Here is a 22,762-nt window from a genome sequence, read left to right on the forward strand (position 1 = left end):
GCGCCCGCATGGTGGTGGCAGTACTCGTCCTGTTCTCGCTCGGCGGCCTGGCGGCCTTGGGGGTGTACGCCCATCGCCAGCACGAGCGGGCCGACGACCTGCCGCCGGTGGTGATCGAACCGATCGAGGACCTCACCGAACAGGCCGAGGCGGTCGGCGCGGCGGCCGAGCGGGCCCGGCACGAGGCGGACGAGGCTCAGCTGCTGGTCGACTCGGCCGAGCAGACCCGCGACCGGGCCGAGTACCGCTACCGCGAGGCGCAGTTCGGTCCCGGCCCGGACGAGCCCCGCCACCTGGTCGAGCGGGCCGCTCTCGACGCGTACGGCCGGGGCGATCTCTCCGCGGCCCAGCTCGACGCGATCTGGCGGCACGTCCCGGGCGAGACCCGCACCGGCGCCCCGGAAGAGGTGGTGCGAACGGCCCGGCAGCGCTACGAGCACGCGGCGGCCGAGGCCGTGCGGGTCCGCCAGCAGGCGTACGTGGCCGGGGTGGCGGCCGAGGTGCTGACCGAGGAGGAGCGGGTGGCCGCGAACGAGCTGCTCGAGGCGAAGCGCTCGACCCGCGACGGCCTGCCCGGCCTGTTCGCCCCCTAACCGGGCCGCCGTCGCCGTTCGCCGGTCCACACGCCACGTTCGTCGAGGTTGCGGACCTGGCGGTCGGCGTCCGCGGTGAGGTGCCGGATGGTCAGGGCGCGAGCGGCCTCGGTGTCGCGGGCGGCGAAGGCGGCCAGCAGCTCCTTGTGGGCCCGGCGCAGGCCGTCGCGGTCGGGCGGGTCGGCCGGCGCCGGGGCGCTGCGGGTCGCCGGGTGCAGGAACCAGGTCAGCTTGCGTGAGTCGGCCTGCCCGTTGACCAGGCGGTGGAACTCGTGCTCGCGCTGTTCGATCTCGGCCGGGCGGCGGGCCCGGCCCAGGGCGCGGTCGGCGCTCACGAGCTCGTCCAGGGCGGCCGGCGTGATCCGGGCGGCGACCCGGGCCGCCAGCTCCCCGGCGATGCCGGCCTGGATCTGGAACAGGTCACACACGTCCTGACGCGACAACGGCGCCACGACGTAGCCCCGGTTCGGTTCCAGCTCCACCATGTCCTCGCCGCGAAGGATCAAGAGCGCTTCCCGTACGGGGGTCACGCTGATCCCGAGCCGGCCGGCCACCTCCTCCAGGCGGACGCGGGTGCCGGGCCGCAGCTCGCCCGCCATGATGCGCCCGCGCAGCTCGGCGGCCACCTCCTCCACCGCTCCCATGAGGAGGGACCGTATCAAGATCAACGCGGGTGGCGGTGCAGATCGGCGCAATCCGGAAAACGTGAATGTCAATACACCGAGCGGGCTCCGTTAAAAGAGCGTGCGGGGCCGCGGTCGTTCCACATAGCATTTCTGGCACAGCCACAACGGGGAATCGCACCCTCGGAGGCTCCCATGACCAACTCCGACAACTTATCGACGGCCCTGCTGGCACCCCGTGGGCCCACGATCCTGCGCGTGGTCGTCGCCTGCGACCACCCCCTGACCCGGACCGGTCTCGTCGCGTTCCTGGCGTCCTGCCCCGACATCGACGTGCTGGCCGCGACCGGCAGCGGCCCGGAAGTGGTCCGGGCGGCCGCCGAAGCGCTCGTCCTGGACGTGGTGCTGCTGGAGGTCCCGGGCGCCGACGGCACCGCGATCGAGCTCATCGGCCGGCTCGGGACGGGCGGCTGGCCGGTCCGGGTGCTCGCGCTCGCCGCCGGCTACACCCCGCAGCTCGCGTGGGCCGCCGTGCGGGCCGGAGCCGCCGGTTTCCTGCTGCTGTCGCGCCCGCCCGAGGTGCTGCTCGGGGCGGTCCGGGCCGTGGCCACGGCCGGGGTGTGGCTCGACGACGTCGTCGTACGGGATCTGTTGCTCGAACCGGTGAGCCGGACGGCCGACACCTCCCTGATCCGCCGCCTGACCGTGCGCGAGCGGGAGGTGCTCGTGCTGCTGGCCCACGGACTGGGCAACGCCGAGATCGCCGAACGGCTCTGGCTCAGCGACGGCACCGTCCGCACCCACATCGGCCGGATCCTCATGAAGCTGGAGTGCCGCGACCGCACGCGGGCCGTCGTGGTGGCCTACCGCTCCGGGCTGGTGCGCGTCCTGCCGGCCGAACCCGTCCCGGCGTGAGCTCGTGACGGCCGTCGCACGTGACGGTCGTCCCTCTTCCGTCGCCGGGCCGACGCGGTGGGTAGTTGGCGGGACATGAGCGCAGCCACCGCACCCACCGCCCCGCCCGGGCTCACCCACCGCCAGGTGCTGCAGGTCCTCGGTGGCCTGCTGCTCGGCCTGTTCCTGGCCTCCCTCGACCAGACCATCGTCGCCTCGGCCATCCGCACCATCGGCGACGACCTGCACGGCCTCAGCGCGCAGGCCTGGGTCACCACGGCCTACCTGATCACGGCCACGATCTCGACCCCGCTGTACGGCAAGCTCTCCGACATCTACGGCCGCAAGAGGTTCTTCCTGGCCGCGATCGCCATCTTCGTGGCCGGCTCGGCGGCCAGCTCGTTCGCGACGTCGATGTACCAGCTGGCCGGCTTCCGCGCCTTCCAGGGCCTCGGCGCGGGCGGCCTGTTCTCGCTGGCCCTGGCCATCATCGGCGACATCGTGCCGCCCCGCGAACGGGCCCGCTACCAGGGTTACTTCCTGGCCGTGTTCGGCACCTCGAGCGTGATCGGCCCGGTCATCGGCGGCTTCTTCGCCGGCGCCGAGAACATCCTCGGCATCACCGGCTGGCGCTGGGTGTTCCTGGTCAACGTGCCCATCGGCATCCTCGCCCTGGTCGTGGTGGCGAAGGTCCTGCGCATCGACCAGGTGCGCCGCGACCACCGCATCGACTGGTGGGGCGCGATCTGGCTCTGCGTCGGCCTGGTCCCGCTGCTCACGGTGGCCGAGCAGGGACGCGCCTGGGGCTGGGGCTCACCGCGCGCACTCGTCGCGTTCGGGATCGGCGTACTGGGAATCGGGCTCTTCGTGTGGGCCGAGAAGCGCATGGGCGAGGACGCGCTGATCCCGCTGAGGTTCTTCCACAACCGCACGTTCAGCCTGACCGCGGTGGGCGGCTTCATCGTCGGCCTCGGCATGTTCGGCGGGCTGGCCCTGCTGCCGCTCTACCTCCAGATCGTCCGGGGCGCGACCCCCACCGAATCCGGCCTGCAACTGCTGCCGCTGACGGCGGGCCTGATGATCGGCTCGATCGTCGCCGGCCAGCTCATCAGCCGAACCGGCCGCTACAAGATCTTCCCCGTGCTGGGCGCGGCGCTGGCGGCGGTCGGGCTCTATCTGATCCACCTGATCGGCGTGAGCACCCCGTTCTGGCAGACGGGCATCTACATGGCCGTACTAGGACTGGGCCTCGGCCTGATCCTGCAGCCGATCACGCTGGCCGTGCAGAACGCGATGTCCCCGCGCGAGATCGGTGTGGCCACGTCGTCGGCCACGTTCTTCCGCCAGATGGGCGCCACGGCGGGCACGGCGGTCTTTCTCTCCCTGCTCTTCTCCACGGTCGGCACCAACATCACCGACCGCTTCCGTACGGCGGGGCCGGCCTTCGAACAGGCCGTGTCGAACCCAGCGGTGGCGGCTGATCCCGCCAACCAGCCGGTGATCGACGCTCTGCGGGGCGGGGGCGAGATGAACTCGGGCGCCCTGAACGACACGTCGTTCCTGAACCACGTCAACCCGGTGCTGGCCTACCCCTTCAAGGCCGGCTTCTCCGACTCCATGGACATGATCTTCCTGATCGCCGCCGCCGTGATGGCCCTGGGCCTCCTGATCTTCCTCTTCCTCCCGGAGCTGCCCCTGCGCACCAAAGCGGGCCTGGAGGCCGTGGAAGAGGAAGCCGCCCTGGGCTCGACGGCCGCGGAGGCCGACACCGCCGCTCCGCCTCGGTAGGGCACCTCGCGGGCGGCCGCCGGGACGACCGTGCATCGCGGTTGTCCCGGTCCTGCCCGTCGAAGGACAGCCGTTGCTGTATTCCAGGATTCCCGCGCCGGCCGGCCGGTGTACCGCTCCCCACGCGTTTGTCGGAGGAATGATCGCCGGTCGGAGACCCTCCGGGCCCTTGACGCGCGACGGGCGGCCGGAGCCAGGCCGTCCTAGCGGCGGCGAGGCGGTGGGATGTGGGCGCGGCCTGACGTGGGTGGCCGGCGTCGGGCCGTCCTAGCGGCACCGAGCCGGTGGGACGTGGGCGCTGCCGACGGAGTAGCCGATGTCGATCACCACGCCCGACGCGAAAGTCACCACATCCGCCGGCCTGAAGTTCTCGGATTTGGATGCCGCCAGACCCGTCAACCGGCGCGGGCGTGCTCGAGCGCGAATTGGCATGCTCGCTCTTGTGGATAACTCGGCACCCGTTCGTTGACACAGTCGTAAGGTCACCCACCAAGCCCCGAGGCGGGAGGGGGCTGTGGATGGGCGGTACCGGCGCTATGAGCAGCGGCTCGAGACGGGGGAGAGCCAGCCGGTCAGCGTGGTGCCGAGGGTCTTCTCGACGTCCTTCGGGGTCTTGATGGCTTCGAAGAACTTGGCGTCGGTCGACTTGGCGTGCATCTGGGTGGCCGCCTTCTTGCCCGCCGACTTCAGGTCGGCGTCTTCGCTCGCGGCGGTGGCTTCCTGGACCGCGGTGGCGAACGACGCCAAGGACTGCTGAGCGGTGGCGATCGTCTTGCGGTCGGCCACGTACTTGGTCAGGGCCTCGGCGAACGGCGCCATGTTCTTCTGGTACGCCTGCCCGACCGCCTCGCAGGTGGTGCGGAGCGCGGCCGGCGCGGTCGCGACCGGGGCCGGGGCGCCCGAGGCCACGGGGGCGCCACCGGGGGACATGGCGGTTCCGCAGGCCGCGGCGGCCGACACCAGCCCGAGGACGGCGGCGGTGCGGAGCGTGCGGCGCAGCGGGGCGGCGGGGGAGTAGCGCATGGCGGGTGCCTCCGGGGACGAGGTCGGAACGACGGGCGACGAGGTCGGGACGACGGGGGACGTCGGGTCGATGGGAGCGCTCCCACCGACCCTGCACCCTAACTCTTCCAGCGAGACTTGTCGATCAGTCTCGATTGGGCAGGCGTTCGGTGACCTGTTGCAGCAGCCAGCCGTTGCCGTCCGGGTCGGTGAACGAGGCGTAGCTGCCGTACGAGCGGCCCTGCGGGTCGGGTCCGGGCTGCCGGGTGCTCGTGTCGAGGCCGCGCAGGCCGTGCCACGTCTCGCTGACCTTGACACCGCGGGCCAGCAGGTCCTGGCGGGCCTCCTCGACGTCGTCGACGACCAGCAGCAGGTCCTGCGAGGAGCCGGCGGGGGCGGCGGTCAAACCGACGCCGAACTGGATCGACGCCTTCGAGCCGGGTGGGGTGAGCTGCACGATCCGCAGGTTGTCGTTGATCGGGAAGTCGGCGTCCAGGCGCCAGCCCAGCGTCTCGTAGAAGGCCTTGGCCCGCTCGACGTCCGACACGGGCAGGACGGTGACCTCGAAGCGGTAGTTGATTGTCATGTCCCCAGGCTGGCCCGCGAACCCCTGGCCTCGCCCCAGGGAGGCACCCTGGTCTTGCCCCGGGCGGCCCATGCATTGAATACTGCAAATGGGAGCGCTCCCACCGTCCCTCCGCTCCGATCCCCGGGAGTACATGTGTTCCGTACCCGAGTAACAGCAGGCCTGGCCGCGGTGCTGGGCCTGATCCTGGCGCTGCCACCAACGGCCGCAACCGCAGCTGATCCGCCGGCAGAAGCCGCAGCCGCCCCCGGCTCCGACTGGCTGCACGTCAACGGCAACCAGATCGTCGACGCCGCCGGCAACCCGGTCTGGCTCACCGGCGTCAACTGGTTCGGCTTCAACGCGTCCGAGCGCGTCTTCCACGGCCTCTGGTCAGCCAACATCACCGAGATCACCCGGTCGATGAGCCAGCGCGGCATCAACATCGTGCGGGTGCCGATCTCGACCCAGCTGCTGCTGGAGTGGAAGAACGGTCAGGCCGCCGCGCCCAACGTCAACACGTACGCCAATCCGGAGCTGGCCGGTCTCGACAGCCTCGAGATCTTCGAGTTCTGGCTGGACCTCTGTGAGACGTACGGGATCAAGGTTCTTCTCGACGTGCACTCGGCCGAGGCTGACAACTCGGGGCACATCCACCCGGTCTGGTACAAGGGCACGGTCACGCCGGAGCTTTACTACCAGGCGTGGGAATGGGCCGCGACCCGCTGGAAGACCAACGACACGGTCGTCGCCTTCGACCTCAAGAACGAACCGCACGGTACGCCCAATGACACCACCCGCGCCAAGTGGGACAACTCGACCGACATCGACAACTGGAAGAACACGGCCGAGACCGCGGCCCGCCGCATCCTGGCCATCAACCCGGACGTGCTGATCCTGGTCGAGGGCAACGAGGTCTACCCGCGCGAGGGCAAGACCTGGAACTCGCCCAACACGAACCCCGACCTCTCGCCGAACTATTACTACAACTGGTGGGGTGGCAACCTCCGCGGCGTACGGGACTATCCGATCAACCTGGGGGCCAACCAGGACCAGCTCGTGTATTCCCCGCACGACTACGGTCCGCTCGTGTTCAACCAGCCGTGGTTCGACAAGCCGTTCGACAAGGCCTCGCTGACCAACGACGTGTGGCGGCCCAACTGGTTCTACCTGCACGAGAACGGCACCGCGCCGCTGCTGATCGGCGAGTGGGGCGGCCGCCTGGGCCAGGACGCGCGGCAGGACAAGTGGATGACCGCGCTGCGCGACCTGATCGTCGAGAACAAGCTGCACCAGACGTTCTGGGTGCTCAACCCCAACTCGGGCGACACCGGCGGCCTGCTGCTGGACGACTGGAAGACCTGGGACGAGCAGAAGTACGCGCTGCTCAAACCGGCCCTGTGGCAGCACGGCGGCAAGTTCGTGAGCCTCGACCACCAGATCCCGCTGGGCGGTACGGGCAGCACGACCGGCATCAGCCTCGGCCAGCGCTACAGCGACGGCGGCGGCGAGGGTGACACCACGGCGCCGAGCGTGCCCGGTCAGCCCGCGGCGACGAACGTGACGGCCACCGGCGCCACCCTGACCTGGGCCGCCTCGACCGACAACGTCGGGGTCACCGCGTACGACGTGCTGCGGGGCGGCTCGGTCGTCGCGACCGTCTCGGGAACGACGTACAACGTCACGGGTCTGACCGCGTCGACCGCGTACACGTTCAGTGTCCGGGCCCGCGACGCGGCCGGTAACCTCTCGGCCGCCTCGGTCGCACGCACCGTGACCACCACGGCCGACGGCGACACGGGTGGTGATCAGGGCTGCTCGGCCACGTACAAGACGACCAGCTCGTGGACCGGGGGCTTCCAAGCCGAGGTCACCGTACGGAACACGGGCACCACCAGCAGCAGCCGGTGGACCGTCTCGTGGACGTATCCGAGCGGCACGACCGTCGCCTCCCTGTGGAACGGCGTGCTGACCACCCCGGCCGTGACCGTGCGCAACGCCGACCACAACGGCGCCCTGGCCGCCGGCGCGAGCACGGCGTTCGGCCTGGTCGGCTCGGGCCCGGCCGCCACCCCGGCGGTGACCTGCACCTCGAGTTAGTGGGGCGTGGGGACCCGCGAGTGCTCGGGGACCGTGAACCAGAAGATGCTGCCACCGGTGGGGTTGGCGTCCACGCCGACGTCACCGTGGTGGCGCTCCACGATGCGGTGCACGATCGCGAGCCCCAGGCCCGTACCCGGATAGTTCTCGCTGCCGCCGACCCGGGTGAAGGCGTCGAACACGGCCGCGCGGTCGCGGTCCGGGATGCCGATGCCGTTGTCGCTGACCTCGCAGCGCCAGCGGCCACCCGGGATCGGGAACGAGCCGACCCGCACCCGCGGCTCCCGATCGGCCGGCGTGTACTTGATGGCGTTGCCGATCAGGTTGTCCAGCACCTGCCGCAGCAGCGTGGGGTCGCCGTAGACCGTCGGCAGCTCGCCGACCTCGACCGCGGCCGGGCGGTCGGCCGCCCGGTCGCGGGCCACCTCCTCGGCCAGGCGGTGCAGGTCGACGGGAACGGTGGACATGGGCCGGTTCTCGGCCGTGGCGTAGTCGAGCAGGTCGTCGATCAGCACCCGCATGTTGTCGGCGCCCTTGCGCAGCCGGGCCAGGAAGTCGCGCTGGGTGCTGTCGAGGCGGTCGAACGCCTCCTCGTGCAGGAAGTCGGCGTACCCCATGATGCGGGCCAGCGGGCTGCGCAGATCATGGGCCACGACCCCGGCGAAGCCGACCAGCTCGGTCTCGCGCTGCCGCAGCCGGTGCTCGACCACCTCGCGCTGGGCGATGTCGTCGCGCAGGGCCGTGGTGGCCTCTTCGACCCGGCGCAACGCCCGGTTCCGCGAGCCGACGATGCTGCCGGTCAGCGCGACCAGCAGGGCGGTGAGCACGAGCCCGATCAGCCAGGCGATCCGGTCGAGGCCGCGGTCGGTGCCGGCCAGCAGCCGTTCGGTGGCCTCGACGCGCAGGTTCCAGCTGCGCTGGGCGACCGGCACGGTGGTGTCGAGCGCGCCCACCGAGGTGTCGAGCCGTGTGTTGGGGCGGGCGCTGGCCATCGGGATGGGGTCGCCCGCGGCCCCGTCGAGCAGTGTGACCGCCACCAGGTCCCCGGCCGCGCCGGCCACCGCCTCCTGCAGGAAGTCGCCACCCCGGGTGCCGAGCACCAACCACCCCCGGAACCGCCCGAGATCGGGCGCGGTGGGGGAGGTGGAGTACACCGGAGCCACGAACACGAACGACAACTGCCGGCGTTCCGGCGGCAGGCCGGCGTCCTTGAGCAACCGGTAGGTGCGGCTGACGGTCACCCGGCGGTCCTGCTCGGCGATGTCCATGGCCTCCACCGCCTCGACCGAGCGTGAGAGGTCGAGCCCGGCCGAGTTGCCCGTGTTGTCCAGCGACTTGTCGAGCACGGCGAACCGGTGCATGCCCGAACCGGTCGGACGCAGCTTGAGATCGGGCGAGCCGAGCTTGTGCCACCGGTCCTGCAGGGCCGTCACGTCCGAGTCCCGGGCCGGCACGACGAAGGCCAGCCCGGTGGCGCCGGGCAGCCGCTGCCGGTCGACGGCGGCGGTGATCGCGGTGAATTCGGCCGTCTCGAGCTGGGACTGGGCTCCCACGGCGGCGGCCAGGTCGGTCAGCGAGGTGACGTACCGGTTGACCTCGGCCGCGATGGCCTGGGCGATGATCGACGTCCGCTGGGTCAGGGCGCGGTCGAGCCGGTCCTGCTCGATCCGGCTCAGGGCCAGCGCGGCCAGGCCGGTGCCGACCAGCCCGACCGCCGCCACCAGCACCAGCACCACCACAGAACGGTTCACCCCGGTCCACCACGGGCTGTGGGCGGCGGCACTCCGGATCACATTTTCCGACGTTACGCCGGATATGCGGACCGCATGCCGGGTTCAGTCAGGCTTTTGCCGGGTATTCAGGCCGCCATGGCTCGACCCATCTGGACCGGCGCGATCACTTTCGGCCTGGTGTCCGTGCCCGTGGCGATGTACTCGGCCACGCACGAGCACGACGTGGGCTTCCACCAGTTCGAGAAGGGCACGGCGGACCGCATCCGGTATCGGCGGGTCAATGAGCGTACGGGCAAGGAAGTCGACTTCGACGACATCGTCAAGGGCGCCGACGTCGGCGGCGGCGACTACGTGATGCTCGACCAGGACGAGCTGGACTCGGTCGCGCCCGGCCGCTCGCGCAGCCTCGACATCCACCGGTTCGTCGAGCTGGCCGAGATCGACCCGTTGTACTACCAGAAGACGTACTGGCTCGGCCCTGGAAGTGAAGAAACCGCCAAGGTGTACGGCCTGCTGCGCGACGCGATGGCCGACACCGGCCGGGCCGCCATCGGCACGCTGGTCATGCGGGGCAAGGAATACCTGACGACGATCCGCGCCGACGGCACGCTGCTGGTGTTGCAGACGATGTTCTTCGCCGACGAGGTGCGCGACCCCAAGGACCAGCTGGACGAGCTGCCTCGCCGCAACACGGCCAAACCAGCCGAGATGCACATGGCCCAGCAGCTGATCGACTCGATGTCGGGCCCATGGAAGCCGGCCGACTTCCGCGACACCTACACCGACCGCGTCAACAAACTGATCAAGGCCAAGCACAAGGGCAAAGAAATCAAGACGGCCGACCCCGCCCCCGACCCGACAGCCGCCTCCGACCTCTTCGAGGTCCTGCGCCGCAGCGTCGAAGCCGCCTCGAAGCGCCGCACCACCACCGCCGCCGCCGCCGCCGGCAAAGCGAAGCCCGCACCCGCCCGCAAGGCGAAGCCCGCCACCGCGAAAGCCGACCTCAAGGACCTGTCGAAAACCGACCTGGTCAAGCTGGCCCGCGACCTCGACGTGCCCGGCCGCTCGAAACTGGCCCGCCCCGACCTCGAGAAAGCAGTCCGCAAGGCCCAGCGCAAAGCCGCCTAGCGCTCGGTCAGAACGCCGCCGGTTTCCACGTATTCGGTGCCGGTTTCGGGGCAGAGCCAGGTGTTGTCGCCCGTGGGGGTCAACGGGCGGCCGGCGCGGCCGACCCAGCCGATGCGGCGGGCGGGGACGCCGACCACGAGGGCGAAGTCGGGGACGTCTTTTGTTACTACGGCGCCGGCGGCGACCAGGGCCCAGCGGCCCACCGTGACCGGGGCGACGCAGACGGCTCGGGCGCCGATGGCGGCGCCCTCGCCGATGGTGACGCCGACGGCGGTCCAGTCGTCGCCGGACTTCAGGCGGCCGTCGGGGGTCACCGCGCGGGGGTACTCGTCGTTGGTCAGGACTGCGGCCGGGCCGATGAAGACGCCGTCGGCGAGGCGGGCCGGTTCGTACACGAGGGCGTGGTTCTGCAGTTTCACGTTGTGGCCGAGGGTGACGCCGGGGCCGACGTAGGCGCCCCGGCCCACGTTGCAGTTCTCGCCCAGGGTGGCGTCCTCGCGGATCTGGGCCAGGTGCCAGATCCGGGTGCCCGCCCCGATTTCGGCGCGTTCGTCCACGTCGGCCGTCGGGGCCACGGTCACGCCCTCGCGGTTGCTCATCGGCGGTCCTTTCCGGACTGGAATTGACGGGCCAGCTTAGTGACTGCACCGGTCTCGGCGACACCGGAACATCGACAGTTCGGCTCACTTCCGTCCGATGGTCGGCGTCCGGTCCGGCCGTCAGGCCGATCGGGTCGGCCGAAGGTACCGCGCGCCCTCCCGGCTTCCGACGGTTTTCCGGCACTTCTCTTCCGGCGGACGGCAACGCATCGATAGCTTTCCGTCGAAGCACCGTCCACCGTGCACGAAACGCCCAACGAAACGGGATATCCGTGACTGTTTCACCAACCGCCCCGATCGGCGTCGCCGTCGTCGGAGCCGGGTACTGGGGCCCCAACCTCGTCCGCAACTTCCAGGCCGCGCCGGCGTTCCGGCTGCGGTGGCTGTGCGATCTGGACGTCGACCGGGCCCGCCGGGTCCTCGGCGGCTACTCGACCGTGCAGGTCACCGCGCACCTCGACGAGGTGCTGGCCGACCCCGAGGTGCACGCCGTCGCCATCGCCACCCCGGCCGGCACGCATCTGCCGGTCGCGCTGGCCGCCCTGCGCGCCGGCAAGCACGTCCTGGTCGAGAAGCCGCTCGCGGCCACGTACGCCGAGGGTCTCGAACTGGTCGAAGAGGCCACGAACCGGGGACTGACGCTCATGTGCGACCACACCTACTGCTACACCCCGGCCGTGCTGCGCATCCGCGAGCTGCTGCACTCGGGCGAGCTGGGCGAACTGCACTTCCTGGACTCGGTGCGGATCAATCTGGGCCTGGTGCAACGGGACATCGACGTCGTCTGGGACCTCGCGCCGCACGACCTGTCCATCCTCGACTTCGTTCTTCCCCCGGGCGTACGACCGGTGGCCGTGGCCGCGCACGGGGCCGACGGCATCGGCGCCGGCCGGGCCTGCGTGGCCTATCTGACGCTGGAACTGAACAACGGCGCCATCGCCCACATCCACGTCAACTGGCTGTCCCCGGTCAAGATCCGCACGACGATCGTCGGCGGCTCGAAGCGCACCCTGGTCTGGGACGACCTGAACCCGAGCCAGCGCATCGCCGTCTACGACCGTGGGGTCGATGTGGCCTCGCCCGACGAGCTGGGCGCCGACGAGCGCCGCGACATGCTGGTGTCGTACCGCTCGGGCGACATGGTGGCGCCCGCCCTGGTCGAGCGAGAAGCCCTGCGGACCATGGTGGACGAGTACGCCCGGGCCATCACGACGGGAACTCCGGCCCTGACCGACGGGCGGGCGGGTCTGCGCGTACTGGAAATTCTGCGGGCAGCCTCGGTCAGCCTGACCGAGGGCGGCACGATGATCAAACTCGACGAAGGGCGTATGGCGTGACGGGCGTGCAGATCGAGGGCGCACGGGCCCTCGTCACGGGCGGGGCGGGCACGATCGGCTCGCACGTCGTCGACGAGCTGGTGCGCGGGGGCGCGGCCGAGATCGTCGTGCTCGACAACTTCGTACGCGGGCGCCGGGCGAACTTGACCTGGGCCCTGGACAACGGGAACGTGACGCTGATCGAGGGCGACATCCGTGACCGCGACCTGGTGAAAGAAAGCACCGACGGTCAAGACCTGGTCTTCCACCTGGCCGCCATCCGGATCACGCAGTGCGCCGAGGAGCCCCGGCTGGCCAACGAGGTGCTGGTCGACGGCACGTTCAACGTGGTCGAGGCGGCGGCCGAGGCGGGCGTCAAGAAGCTGATCGCGTCCTCGTCGGCCTCGGTCTACGGCCTGGCCGAGCAGTTCCCGACGACCGAGCGCCACCACCCGTACAACAACGACACGTTCTACGGCGCGGCCAAGGCGTTCAACGAGGCCACGCTGCGCAGCTTCCACGCCATGAAGGGCCTCGACTACGTCGCCCTGCGCTACTTCAACGTGTACGGGCCTCGGATGGACATCTACGGCCTTTACACCGAGGTGCTGATCCGCTGGATGGAGCGCATCGAGTCGGGCACGCCACCGCTGATCCTGGGCGACGGCCTGGCCACGATGGACTTCGTGCACGTGGCCGACATCGCAAGGGCCAACATCCTGGCCGCCCGGGCCGACGTCACCGACGAGGTGTTCAACATCGCCAGCGGCACCGAGACCAGCCTGCGCGAGCTGGCCCAGGCGCTGAGCGACGTGATGAAGAGCGACCTCGAGCCCGAGTTCGGCCCGGCCCGCGCGGTCAACGGCGTCACCCGCCGCCTGGCCGACACCAGCGCCGCCGCCGACCAGCTCGGCTTCCGCGCTTCGCTGACCCTGCACGAGGGCCTCGAGGGCCTCGTCGACTGGTGGCGGTCCTCGAAATGATCCCCGTGATGATTCCGCACCTCGGCGAGGAGGAGGCCCAGGCCGCCGCGGACGCCGTCCGCTCCGGCTGGGTGGCGCAGGGCCCGCGGGTCAAGCAGTTCGAGCAGGAGTTCGCGGCGCTCGTGGGCGCGTCCCACGGCGTGGCCACCAGTTCCTGCACCACCGCGCTGCACCTGGCGCTCGTGCTGCTCGGCATCAAGCCGGGCGACGAGGTCGTCGTCCCGTCGTTCTCGTTCATCGCCACCGCCAACGCGGTCCGCTATGTCGGCGCGACTCCGGTCTTCGCCGATGTCGACCTGGCCACGGGCAACATCACGGTCGAAACCATTGATTCCGTACGTACGCCGAGAACTCGCGCGGTCATCGCCGTGCACCAGGGCGGCGTCCCGTTCGATACGGCCGCGCTGCGTAAAGCGGCCGACGGCTGGGGTGTCCACCTGGTCGAGGACGCGGCGTGCGCGGCCGGGTCCACGGCGTACGGGCAGCCCGCGGGGACCGGAGCGGCCGTCGCCGCCTGGTCGTTCCACCCGCGCAAGCTGCTCACCACGGGCGAGGGCGGCATGGTCACGGTCGACGACGCTCTTTTCGCCGGGCGTCTGCGGCGGCTGCGCGAACACGGGATGAACGTCTCCGCTGCCGACCGCCACGCCAGCTCCCAGCCGGTGCTCGAGGCCTACCTGGAGACGGCGTTCAACTACCGGATGACCGACATCCAGGCCGCGATCGGCTTGGTGCAGCTCGGCCGCCTGCCCGGCCTGGTCGCGCAGCGCCGTTCGCTCGCCACCCGGTATCACGAACTACTGGCCGACATCGAAGGTCTGGTGCCGGTGCGCGACCCCGCGTACGGCCAGACCAACTACCAGTCGTTCTGGGTGCTGCTCGACGGCTTCAAGACCACCCGCGACGAGGTGCTGGCCGAACTGGCCACCCGGGGCGTCTCGGCCCGGCGCGGCATCATGGCCGCGCACCTCGAGCCCGCGTACGCCGATATCACCCCGCCCCCGCTGCCGGTCACCGAGCGGCTGACCCGCAACTCGCTGATCCTGCCCCTGCACCACAAGCTCACCGCCGACGACCAGGAGCACATCGTCTCCGTCCTGCGCGGGCTGTCCCGGTGAACGACCTCGTCATCGTCGGAGCGGGCGGCTTCGCGCGGGAGACCGCGGCCGCCGCTCGGCCCGACTGGAACGTGCTCGGCTTCCTCGACGACGACGAGTCGCTGCACGGCACCACCCGCTCGGGGCTTCCGATTCTCGGCCGCGTCGCTACGGCCGCGGACATGGCCGCCGCGGTCGTGGTGTGCGTGGGCAATCCCCGCAATTTCACGGCCCGGCGCAGCATCGTCGAACGGCTCGGCCTGCCCACCGAGCGGTACGCCACCGTGGTGCACCCGCTCGCGTCGGTCGGCGCGGGCAGCGAGGTCGGCCCCGGCAGCGTCCTGCTGGCCGGCACGGTCCTCACGGCCGATGTGAGCGTCGGGGCGCACGTGGCCGTCATGCCGCAGGCCGTGCTCACCCACGACGACCGGGTGGCCGACTACTGCACCATCGCCTCCGGGGTGCGCCTCGGCGGCGGCGTGCTTCTCGACGAGGGCGCGTACGTCGGCGCCGGCGCGCTCGTCCGCGAGGGCGTGAAGGTCGGGGCCTGGTCACTGATCGGCATGGGCGCGGTCGTGCTGCACGACGTGCCCGCGAGCGAGGTCTGGGCCGGCAACCCGGCCCGGCAACTTACAAGGAGCTAGAACATGTCCCGGATCCCGCTCGTCGACCTGGCTGCCGCCCACGCGGAGGTGGCCGAGGAGGTCGAGGTCGGATTCAAACGCGTCATCGCGGCCACCGCCTTCGTCGGCGGGGCCGAGGTGGCGGCGTTCGAGCAGGAGTACGCGGCGTTCAGCGGCGTGCGGCACTGCGTCGGCGTGGCCAACGGCACCGACGCCCTCGAACTGGCCTTCCGTGCTGTCGGGGTCGGCCCGGGGGGCGAGGTGATCCTGCCCGCCAACACGTTCATCGCCACGGCCGAGGCGGTCGCCCGCACGGGCGCCCGGCCGGTGCTGGTCGACTGCGACCCTCGTACGTACCTCATCGACACCGAGGCCGCGCTGGCCGCGGTCACCCCGGCCACCCAGGCGATCGCGCCCGTCCACCTGTACGGCCAGATGGCCGACGTGGAGCGGCTGCGCGCGAGCGGCGTCCCGATCGTCGAGGACGCCGCCCAGAGCCAGGGCGCCACCCGCAACGGACGGACGGCGGGCGCCGGGGGCATCGCGGCGACCAGCTTCTACCCCGGCAAGAACCTGGGCGCCTACGGCGACGCCGGCGCGGTCGTCACTTCCTCCGAGGAATGGGCCGATACCGTCCGCACGCTCGGCAGCCACGGCGGCCGGAAGAAGTACCAGCACGACCTGATCGGCGTCAACAGCCGCCTCGACGGCCTGCAGGCGGTGGTGCTGCGGGCCAAGCTGGCCCGCCTGGCCGACGGCAACGCCCGCCGCCGGGCCGCCGCCGCCCGCTACCACGAGCTCCTGACGGACGTCGACGTGGTGCGCCCGGCCACCGACGACGGCAACGAACACGTCTGGCACATCTATTGCGTACGCATCCCCGACGGCCACCGCGACGCCGTGCTGGCCGAACTCAACGCCCAGGGCATCGGCGCCGGCATCCACTACCCGTTCCCGGTCCACAAGACGGGCGCCTTCGCCCACCTCGGCGGCTCCTTCCCGAACGCCGAGGCGGCCGCCCCCGAGATCCTCTCGCTCCCCATCTACCCGCAGATCACGCCGGACCAGCAGGCCCGGGTGACCGAAGCGCTTGCCGCCGCTCTACAAAGGTGAGAACGCTATGTCTGTTGTAGATCGCGGATCGCCTGAACGGCCGGACCGCGACCCCCGCTCGGTCGTGGAATCCATTTCGACAGCTGATGGTGAGTGCTCCGCGCCGATCACTACGGTCACGCTGAACTCCCTTTTCCTTGCTCCCTCGGCGTAGAGGCGGCCGTACATATGAACAGAATCCGCGCGACCCTGGCGGTGGGCGCCGTCGGTGTGCTGATCACCGCAGTGGTCACCGTGGCTTTTCCTCAGGCCGCGGCCGTCGCCGCGACCTGTTCCCCCAACCCGGTGGTGTGCGAGAACCAGTTGGCCGGCACCTCGCCGTCGGTGTGGCAGATCGACGGCGTCGGTGACGAGACAATCCAGGGCTTCGCCACCGACATGAGCGTGAACGCCGGCCAGACGGTCGGTTTCAAGGTGCGGGCCGAAGCCGCCTTCAAGATCGATATTTACCGCCTCGGCTACTACGGCGGCAACGGTGCTCGCAAGATCACGTCACTGCCCGGCACCTACCCGGCGCAGAACCAGACGACCGAGTGCGTAACCGACCCCAACACTCAGATCTACGACTGCGGCACGTGGAACACGGCGGCCACCTGGACCGCACCGGCCACGGCCGTCTCCGGCGTCTACTTCGCCTTGCTGACCCGCCCTGATGACGGCGGCACCAGCCACATCACGTTCGTGGTGCGCGAGGACGCCCGCAACTCCGAGGTCTTCTTCAAGACGTCCGACGCGACCTGGCAGGCCTACAACAAGTACGGCGGTGCGGACTTCTACGGCGGCCCGAATGGCCGGGCCACGAAGCTGAGCTACAACCGGCCCTTCGCCACCCGGGGCGTGCTCGCCGGGCGCGACTTCCTGTTCAGCAACGAGTACCCGGCCATTCGCTTCCTGGAGCGCAACGGGTACGACGTCACGTACACCACCGACGTCGACGGCGATCGCAACGCCGCCCTGGTCTCCAACCACGAGATCTTCCTGTCGGTCGGGCACGACGAGTACTGGTCGGGCCCGCAACGCGCGGCCGTCGAGGCGGCCCGGGACACCGGCACCAACCTCGCCTTTCTGAGTGGTAACGAAGTTTACTGGCGCACCCGGTGGGAGCCGAGCAAGGACGGCAACAACACGGCCCACCGCACCATCGTCTGTTACAAGGAGACGTGGGCCAACCAGAAGAGCGACCCCACCAACGAGTGGACCGGCACGTGGCGTGACCCGCGCTACGCCGAGCCGGCCCAGGGCGCCGGCCGGCCCGAGAACGCGCTGACCGGCACCGCTTTCATGGCCAACAGCGATGACCTCGACCTCTCGGTCCCGGCCGCCCAGGGTAAGAACAGGTTCTGGCGCGGCACCACCGTGGCCACCCAGTCCGCCGGTTCCACCATGTTGCTGGCCCCGCACACGATCGGCTACGAGTCGGACGAGGACCTCGACAACGGGTTCCGCCCGGCTGGCCTGATCCGGCTGTCGACCACTGTCGGCGAGACGCCCGAGTACCTTCGCGACTTCGGCAACACGGTCTCGGCGGGCGAGACGACGCACCACATGACGCTCTACCGCGCGCCCAGCGGCGCCCTGGTCTTCGGGGCAGGCACCGTCCAGTACGCCTGGGGCCTGGACGCCAACCACGACAGCGCGTTCGACCCGATCGCGCCGGCCGACTCCCGGATGCAGCAGGCGATCGTCAACCTCTTCGCCGACATGCACGTGCAGCCGGCCACGAGAATGAGCGGACTGGCCGCGGCCAGTGCCTCCACCGACTCGACCGGACCGACGACCACCATCACCTCCCCGGCCTCGGGCGCCTCCGTGGCCAACGGGGCCAACGTGACCATCACCGGCTCGGCCGCCGACAGCGGCGGCGTGGTGGCCGGCATCGAAGTCTCCCTGGACAACGGCAACACGTGGCACCCGGCCACCGGCACCACCAGTTGGACGTACAGCGGCCATGTCGGCGGCGACGGCACGGCGTCGATCCGGGTGCGGGCCACGGACGACAGCGCCAACATCGGACCGGTCGCCACCCGGTCGGTCACCGTGACCGGCTCGGCCTCGCTGTTCGGCAGCCGGGTGCCCGACACCCCGGCCACCAGCGACGCCGACGCCGCCGAACTGGGCGTCCGGGTGACTCCGCAGACCGACGGCTTCATCAAGGGCATCCGGTTCTACAAGGGCACCGGCAACACGGGCACGCACAACGGCACCCTGTGGTCGGCCGACGGCGACCAGCTCGCGGGCGGCACGTTCGTCAACGAGACGGCGAGCGGCTGGCAGACCCTGACCTTCTCGCCCGCGGTGCCGGTCGTCGCCGGGACCATATACGTCGCCTCGTACACGGCGCCCAACGGGCGTTACGCGGCCGATCCATGGACCTTCGCCTACCAGGCCCACCATTCGCCCCCGCTGAGCTCGCCCCGCAGCACCCAGACGTACGGCAACGGGGTGTACGGCAACCCGGGCTCGTTCCCGGTGCGCTCGTACAACTCGGCCAACTACTACGTGGACGTGCTGTTCGACTCGTCGGCCCTGACCCCGCCCACGGTCAGCACCGTGACGCCCACGCCGAACGCGATCTACGTGCCGGTGTCGGCCCATCCGACCGCGACGTTCAGCAAGCCGATCAACCCGGCCACCATCCAGTTCACGCTCACCGGCCCGGGTGGTGCCGCGGTGTCTGGAGCGCTGGACTACGACGCCGCGTCCAGGACGGCCACCTTCGCGCCGTCCGCGCTGGCCGCCGGCCAGCAGTACACAGCCACGGTCACGGCGTCCGACACCAACGGCAACCCCTTGCCCGCCCCGCAGACCTGGTCGTTCACCACCGACCCGGGTGCCACGACGGTGAATACGCTGTTCACGGCGGCCGACAATCCGGCCACGACCGCGGTCAAGGAGTCGGCGGCGATCAGCGTCGGCATGAAGTTCACCCCGAGCGCGGACGGCGTGGTGATCGGTGTCCGCTTCTACAAGGGCGCGGGCAACGGTGGCACGCACAAAGGCAGCCTGTGGACGGCGGCCGGTGCGCGGCTGGCCACGGCGACGTTCGTCAGCGAGTCGGCCGGCGGCTGGCAGACGGTCTACTTCGCCGAGCCGGTCGAGGTGAACGGGGGCGTCCAGTACGTCGCGTCGTACTACGCCCCGCGCGGGAACTACGCCGCGACCAGTGGCTACTTCTCGACCGCCCGGACCAACGGGCCGCTGAGCGCGCCGGCCGGCCAGAACGGCGTCTACGTGTACGGCTCGGACGCATTCCCGGTGACCTCGTGGTCGAGCACGAACTACTGGGTCGACCCGCTCTTCGTGGCCTCGCCCCCGCCGCCCCAGCCGGAGGTCCCGGCCGGCGCGACGACGGTGTTCCCGGCCACCGCGACCCCGGTCAACGCCAGCTGGAACGACCCGGGGAACCTCGAGGTCGGCCTGAAGTTCACCTCGGATGTGGCCGGTCAGGTGAACGGTGTCCGCTTCTACAAGGGCGCGGGTAACAGCGGGGCGCACAGCGGCACGCTGTGGACGGCCTCGGGCGCGTTGCTGGCGTCCGGCCCGTTCGTCGGCGAGACCGCTAGCGGCTGGCAGACGATGTTGTTCACCTCGCCGGTGACGATCACCCCGAATACCCAGTACGTCGTCTCCTATCTGGCGCCCAACGGGCGGTACGCGGTCGACGTGAACGGCCTGTCGGCGCCGGTGGTCAACGCGCCCCTGCGCACGGTGGCCGGTGGCGGTTCCTACAAGTACGGCGGTGGCTTCCCGGGCAGCGCCGTCAACCACAACTACTGGGTCGACGTGATCTTCACGCCGGTCAGCTGAGAGGGGAACGAGTGAAGCTCGCGGTCGGGGAGGAAGGCTCGCTCTTCTCCCGCGCCGGCCGGGCGCTGGGGTGGAGCTTCGCCAGCACGGCGCTGGCCAAGCTGAGCACCCTGGCGATCGGCATCGTGCTGGCCCGGCTCCTCGGACCCGAGGAGTTCGGCACCTTCGCGGTCGCCACCGTGGTCCTGCTCGCGGTGCTGAGCTTCAACGAACTGGGTGTCAGCCTGGCCATCGTGCGATGGCCGGGCGACCCTCGCGAGATCGCCCCGACCGTCACCACCATCTCGGTCGCCTCCAGCGCGCTGATCTGCCTGCTCTGCTATCTGTTCGCGCCCGCCTTCTCGGCGTTGATGGGGGCGCCCGACGCCACCCCGGTCGTTCGCGTGCTCGGGCTCAGCGTGCTGGTCAGCGGCCTGGTGGCGGCGCCCGTGGCCATGCTCCAGCGCACGTTCCGCCAGGACCGCAAGATGATCGCCGATCAGGTGGCGACGTGGACCACGGCCGGCATCTCGGTGGCCCTGGCCGTCGGCGGGGTGGGCGCGATGAGCCTGGCCGTCGGCCAGCTGGCGGGCTCGATCGTGGGCGCGGTGCTCTACATCGCGTTCGCGCCACGTTCGCTGCGCTTCGGGTTCGACCCCGGCCGGGCCCGCGCGCTGCTGAAGTTCGGGCTGCCACTGGCCGGATCGAGCATCGTGGTCTTCGCGGCCACCAACGTCGACAAGGTGGTCGTCGGGGCGGTGCTGGGCCCGGTGCCGCTCGGCTTCTATGTGCTGGCGGCCAACCTCGCGAACTGGCCCGCGACCATGTTCTCCCAGCCCGTGCGGGCCGTGGCGCCCGCTCTGCTGGCCCGCCTGCAGTCGGATCCGCCGGCCATGCGCGCCACCTTCCTGTCGACCGGAGGGCTCCTGGCCGCGCTGACCCTCCCGGCCTGCGTGGTGCTGGCCGCGGCCGCCGGGCCGCTGGTCACCCTGGTCTACGGCGCGGTCTGGGCCCCGGCGGCAACCGTGCTGACCTGGCTCGGACTGCTGGCCGCGCTCCGCATCCTGTTCGAGCTGGTCTACGACTACTTCGTGGTCCTGGCCCACACCCGGGTCGTGCTGACCGTGCAGGTCGTCTGGTTCGCCGCCCTGGCGCCCGCGCTGTATTTCGGTGCACAGGCGGGCGGCGCGGCCGGAGCCGGTGCGGCCGCCTTCGCTGTCGCGGCCGTGGTGGTCGCCCCCATCTACCTCTACGAACTGCACCGTACGGGGGTGAGCGTGGCCGCATTGGGCGCCCGGCTCCTCCCCGCCGGGCTGGCCGCGGCAGGCATCGCGGCCGTGACGGTGCCGGCCGTGACGATGCTCGGCTCCAACCTGCTCAAGTTGCTTATCGCCGGTGTCGCCGCGGGCGCCGCCCTCGCCTTGCTGCTCTATCGCCTGCGCGACTCGGTGCGGTCGTTGCGCTCGGTGGGGGAGCCGGTCGCTGCCTGACGGGCCAGGGTGACCTGATTGAAGTCCTCCGAGGCGCGGGTGCCCCGCAGTGCGCGGTAACGCCGGCGCAGCTTGTGTGCGGTCACCCCGGCCATCGAGCGCAGCGCCTCGGCGCTCTGCCGGGCCCGGCTCGGCCCGGAGCGGGCGGCGGCGAGCGCCTCGGCATAGATCTCTTCCTGCACGACGGCGGCCCGGGCCAGGCTGAACCTCTCGTCGGCCAGCCGACGCCCGTACGCCCCCAGTTCGTTCCGCCGGGTCTGATCGGCCGCCAGCGCGCGCAGGATCGGGGCCAGCTGCTCGGCCCCGCCCGAGCCGTCGCCGACCCCGTACCAGCCCTGCTGCAGGAAGAGGCCGACGCTGTCCGTCGTGAGCAGCTCCCAGAAGCCCTTCTCGCCCTGGACGACCAGGGGGCGACCGAAGGCCAGCGAGCGCAACGCCGAACCACCCATGCCCAGCATGATGTCGGCCATGGCGTAGGCGGGCCGGGGGTCGAAGATCTCGCCGGTCAGCACCACGGCCCGGCGGCCGGCCCGAGCGTTCGCCTTGGCCGCGTGCTCCTCGACCGTCGCCCGGGCCGTGCCGTCACCGACCACGGTCAGCCGCAGCGGCAGGTCCCGGGCCAGCTCGCCGATCACGTCGACGGCGGTGAGGACCCCTTCCAGCTTCAGCTCGGGCACCAACCGGCACACGACGACCACCTCGACCGGACCCGGCGCGAGGTCGTGGGCGGTGCGGAAGGCCGTCACCGGATGGCCGGGAGCGTTGGCCACCACGTCGACCGGCGGCTCGATCAGATGCACCGGGCCGGGCCGACCGGCCGCCGCGCGTTCCTGGATGGCCCGGGTGCCGACGACCAGGGGCATCGACCGCGGCAGGAAGGGAGCCACCGACATCGACATGACCGTGCACACGGCCGCCGCTCGACCGAGGGGGAAAGCGGCGGCCGCGGCCTCCAGTCCCGGCGGCCACTCGTAGCCGTGGACGACGTCGACCGCCTCCTCGTGGACCAGGCGGCGGAGCTGACGTGCCACGGCGGGGGAGGGGCGGCGCCGGGCCGAGGATACCGGGATGTGCCGGAGACCGAGCTCTCGCACCAATCGCACGAGCGGGCCGTCGTCGCCGACCACGGTGACCTGATGCCCTAGATCCCGGGTGGCCGCGGCGAGCTCGATGGCGTTCAGCTGACTGCCACCCATGGCCATGTCATGCGGATAGACCAGGACATTCAACCGGTCGCGGATCATCGCGAATCCACCTATCGTTCATCGATTGGCGCAGATTGTAGAAAGTGGACGTGATGCTGCGGCACCATCGAACGGTCGGCGGTCC

19 protein-coding genes are annotated in these 22,762 nt (G+C 70.8%); 13 read left to right on the forward strand and 6 right to left on the reverse strand.

The window, feature by feature from the left end:
* Nucleotides 1–8 precede the first annotated feature (8 nt).
* The gene (locus tag M1L60_RS14165) at nucleotides 9–593 is read left to right on the forward strand and encodes a hypothetical protein (protein WP_253237859.1); all 585 of its coding nucleotides are present in this window, start codon (nucleotides 9–11) and stop codon (nucleotides 591–593) included.
* On the opposite strand, the gene M1L60_RS14170 is transcribed toward M1L60_RS14165, so the two are convergent.
* Nucleotides 590–1,237 carry a GntR family transcriptional regulator gene (locus tag M1L60_RS14170; protein WP_253237860.1) on the reverse strand — a complete coding sequence of 216 codons (648 nt, stop codon included), beginning with the start codon at nucleotides 1,235–1,237 and terminating at the stop codon, nucleotides 590–592. The two genes, M1L60_RS14165 and M1L60_RS14170, sit on opposite strands and share 4 nt — an antisense overlap.
* Nucleotides 1,238–1,411: 174 nt before the next feature.
* Here M1L60_RS14170 and M1L60_RS14175 point away from each other — a divergent pair, with 174 nt between their 5' ends.
* The 3 genes from M1L60_RS14175 (at nucleotide 1,412) to M1L60_RS14185 (ending at nucleotide 4,367) form a co-directional block, all read left to right on the forward strand.
* On the forward strand, nucleotides 1,412–2,131 hold the full coding sequence (locus tag M1L60_RS14175; RefSeq protein WP_253237861.1) for a response regulator transcription factor: 720 nt from the start codon (nucleotides 1,412–1,414) through the stop codon (nucleotides 2,129–2,131).
* A gap of 75 nt (nucleotides 2,132–2,206) precedes the next feature.
* A complete protein-coding gene (locus tag M1L60_RS14180; protein WP_253237862.1) occupies nucleotides 2,207–3,898 on the forward strand; it encodes an MDR family MFS transporter in 1,692 nt (563 codons plus the stop codon).
* A gap of 316 nt (nucleotides 3,899–4,214) precedes the next feature.
* Nucleotides 4,215–4,367, forward strand: coding sequence for a hypothetical protein (locus M1L60_RS14185; protein WP_253237863.1), 153 nt, complete (start codon nucleotides 4,215–4,217; stop codon nucleotides 4,365–4,367).
* A 65-nt stretch (nucleotides 4,368–4,432) separates the two neighbouring features.
* Here the strand turns inward: M1L60_RS14185 and M1L60_RS14190 are convergent, their stop codons facing one another.
* Nucleotides 4,433–4,921 carry a hypothetical protein gene (locus M1L60_RS14190; protein ID WP_253237864.1) on the reverse strand — a complete coding sequence of 163 codons (489 nt, stop codon included), beginning with the start codon at nucleotides 4,919–4,921 and terminating at the stop codon, nucleotides 4,433–4,435.
* Between the two features lie 124 nt (nucleotides 4,922–5,045).
* Complete coding sequence (locus tag M1L60_RS14195; RefSeq protein ID WP_253237865.1) at nucleotides 5,046–5,486, reverse strand: VOC family protein; 441 nt, start codon at nucleotides 5,484–5,486, stop codon at nucleotides 5,046–5,048.
* Between the two features lie 135 nt (nucleotides 5,487–5,621).
* On the opposite strand from M1L60_RS14195, the gene M1L60_RS14200 reads away from it, so the two are divergent.
* A complete protein-coding gene (locus M1L60_RS14200; RefSeq protein ID WP_438862104.1) occupies nucleotides 5,622–7,565 on the forward strand; it encodes a cellulase family glycosylhydrolase in 1,944 nt (647 codons plus the stop codon).
* On the opposite strand, the gene M1L60_RS14205 is transcribed toward M1L60_RS14200, so the two are convergent.
* Nucleotides 7,562–9,358, reverse strand: coding sequence for a sensor histidine kinase (locus M1L60_RS14205; RefSeq protein ID WP_253237866.1), 1,797 nt, complete (start codon nucleotides 9,356–9,358; stop codon nucleotides 7,562–7,564). The genes M1L60_RS14200 and M1L60_RS14205 overlap by 4 nt on opposite strands.
* Nucleotides 9,359–9,433: 75 nt before the next feature.
* Between M1L60_RS14205 and ku the strand changes: the two genes are divergently transcribed.
* Nucleotides 9,434–10,426 carry a non-homologous end joining protein Ku gene (ku, locus tag M1L60_RS14210; RefSeq protein WP_253237867.1) on the forward strand — a complete coding sequence of 331 codons (993 nt, stop codon included), beginning with the start codon at nucleotides 9,434–9,436 and terminating at the stop codon, nucleotides 10,424–10,426.
* On the opposite strand, the gene M1L60_RS14215 is transcribed toward ku, so the two are convergent.
* The gene (locus M1L60_RS14215; RefSeq protein ID WP_253237868.1) at nucleotides 10,423–11,025 is read right to left on the reverse strand and encodes an acyltransferase; all 603 of its coding nucleotides are present in this window, start codon (nucleotides 11,023–11,025) and stop codon (nucleotides 10,423–10,425) included. The genes ku and M1L60_RS14215 overlap by 4 nt on opposite strands.
* Nucleotides 11,026–11,297: 272 nt before the next feature.
* On the opposite strand from M1L60_RS14215, the gene M1L60_RS47815 reads away from it, so the two are divergent.
* The 7 genes from M1L60_RS47815 (at nucleotide 11,298) to M1L60_RS14250 (ending at nucleotide 21,433) form a co-directional block, all read left to right on the forward strand.
* Nucleotides 11,298–12,362, forward strand: a complete 1,065-nt coding sequence (locus tag M1L60_RS47815) for a Gfo/Idh/MocA family protein (protein ID WP_253237869.1) — start codon at nucleotides 11,298–11,300, stop codon at nucleotides 12,360–12,362.
* Entirely contained in the window at nucleotides 12,359–13,324 is a 966-nt protein-coding gene (locus tag M1L60_RS14225; protein ID WP_253237870.1) for an NAD-dependent epimerase/dehydratase family protein, read from the forward strand. Before M1L60_RS47815 ends, M1L60_RS14225 begins: the two co-directional genes overlap by 4 nt.
* 8 nt (nucleotides 13,325–13,332) lie before the next feature.
* On the forward strand, nucleotides 13,333–14,442 hold the full coding sequence (locus M1L60_RS14230) for a DegT/DnrJ/EryC1/StrS family aminotransferase (RefSeq protein WP_253237871.1): 1,110 nt from the start codon (nucleotides 13,333–13,335) through the stop codon (nucleotides 14,440–14,442).
* Entirely contained in the window at nucleotides 14,439–15,065 is a 627-nt protein-coding gene (locus tag M1L60_RS14235; RefSeq protein ID WP_253237872.1) for an acetyltransferase, read from the forward strand. The genes M1L60_RS14230 and M1L60_RS14235 overlap by 4 nt, the downstream gene beginning before the upstream one ends.
* A gap of 3 nt (nucleotides 15,066–15,068) precedes the next feature.
* On the forward strand, nucleotides 15,069–16,157 hold the full coding sequence (locus M1L60_RS14240; RefSeq protein ID WP_253237873.1) for a DegT/DnrJ/EryC1/StrS family aminotransferase: 1,089 nt from the start codon (nucleotides 15,069–15,071) through the stop codon (nucleotides 16,155–16,157).
* A gap of 168 nt (nucleotides 16,158–16,325) precedes the next feature.
* Nucleotides 16,326–19,964, forward strand: coding sequence for a DUF4082 domain-containing protein (locus M1L60_RS14245; protein ID WP_253237874.1), 3,639 nt, complete (start codon nucleotides 16,326–16,328; stop codon nucleotides 19,962–19,964).
* Between the two features lie 11 nt (nucleotides 19,965–19,975).
* A complete protein-coding gene (locus tag M1L60_RS14250; protein ID WP_253237875.1) occupies nucleotides 19,976–21,433 on the forward strand; it encodes a lipopolysaccharide biosynthesis protein in 1,458 nt (485 codons plus the stop codon).
* Here M1L60_RS14250 and M1L60_RS14255 read toward each other — a convergent pair.
* The gene (locus tag M1L60_RS14255; protein ID WP_253237876.1) at nucleotides 21,373–22,677 is read right to left on the reverse strand and encodes a glycosyltransferase family 4 protein; all 1,305 of its coding nucleotides are present in this window, start codon (nucleotides 22,675–22,677) and stop codon (nucleotides 21,373–21,375) included. The two genes, M1L60_RS14250 and M1L60_RS14255, sit on opposite strands and share 61 nt — an antisense overlap.
* Nucleotides 22,678–22,762: the final 85 nt, after the last annotated feature.

Origin of the sequence: Paractinoplanes aksuensis (genome assembly GCF_024137025.1) — a bacterium.
GTDB classification, from domain to species: domain Bacteria; phylum Actinomycetota; class Actinomycetes; order Mycobacteriales; family Micromonosporaceae; genus Actinoplanes; species Actinoplanes aksuensis.